1 protein-coding gene is annotated in these 1,100 nt (G+C 48.9%); it reads left to right on the top strand.

Going from position 1 to position 1,100, the window contains the following annotated elements:
- Positions 1 to 1,100 (top strand): molybdopterin-dependent oxidoreductase (locus R7070_RS26290; protein WP_318141528.1); only part of this gene is annotated, 1,100 nt, incomplete at both ends.

Below are 1,100 nucleotides of genomic sequence, written 5' to 3'. Positions count from 1 at the left end.
TGTATCGACCCTCGTTACACCGATACTGCCGCTGGCCGTGAAGACCAATGGATTCCTATCAAACACGGTACCGATGCGGCCCTTGTCGCTGCTATCGCCCATGTACTGATCAGCGAAGATAAAGTCGACCAAGACTTCCTTGACCGCTACTGTGTGGGTTACGACCGTAAAACTCTGCCAGCATCAGCGCCAGAAAATGGCAGCTACAAAGATTACATCATGGGTACAGGTCCGGATGGTATCGAGAAAACGCCAGAGTGGGCACAACCAATCACAGGTATTCCTGCTGATGTGATCTTGAAACTTGCGCGAGAAATCGGCGATGCAAAACGCATTTACATCACGCAAGGTTGGGGTTTACAACGCTCAGCAAACGGTGAGCAAGCGTGTAAAGCGATCATGATGCTGTCTCTGCTTCGTGGTCAGGTTGGTCTACAAGGTGGTGGTACTGGTGCGCGTGAGGGTAACCACTCTTACCCATTCCAACGCTTCCCGAAAGTGCCAAACCCAATCAGCGCTTCTATCCCAATGTTCCTTTGGACAGATGCGATTTTCCGTGGCACTGAGATGACCGATCTTACTGATGGCATCAAAGGTGTAGAGAAGCTGCAAAATAACATCAAGTTCATCTGGAACTACGCGGGTAACTGTCTGATTAACCAACACTCAGACATCAACCGCACACACGACATTCTTCAAGATGAAAAAGCGTGTGAAATGATTGTGGTGATCGACAACCACATGACCTCTTCTGCGAAGTATGCCGATATCGTACTGCCAGACTGTACAACGTCCGAGCAATCGGATTTCTGTATGGATGGTGCGGCAGCATCAATGCCTTATTTCATCTTTGCAAGCCAAGCGATTCAACCTCGTTTCGAATGTAAGCCAATCTACGACATCATGTCTGGTGTGGCGAAGCGTATGGGCGTGTTTGATGAATTTACTGAAGGTCGCACTCAAGAAGAGTGGCTGCAATGGATGTACGCTCAGACCGTCAAACAAAATAACGATCCAAACCTGCCGTCTTACGATGAGATGAGAAAACAGGGTATCGACAGGAAGCAGTTCGATCGTCCACATGTGGCGTTTGAGGACGT

Source organism: Vibrio sp. 1557, assembly GCF_033340175.1.
In the GTDB taxonomy this organism is placed as follows: domain Bacteria; phylum Pseudomonadota; class Gammaproteobacteria; order Enterobacterales; family Vibrionaceae; genus Vibrio; species Vibrio alginolyticus.
Note: the sequence above shows the minus strand (reverse complement) of the source record. Positions and strands in the feature narration are given on the sequence as shown.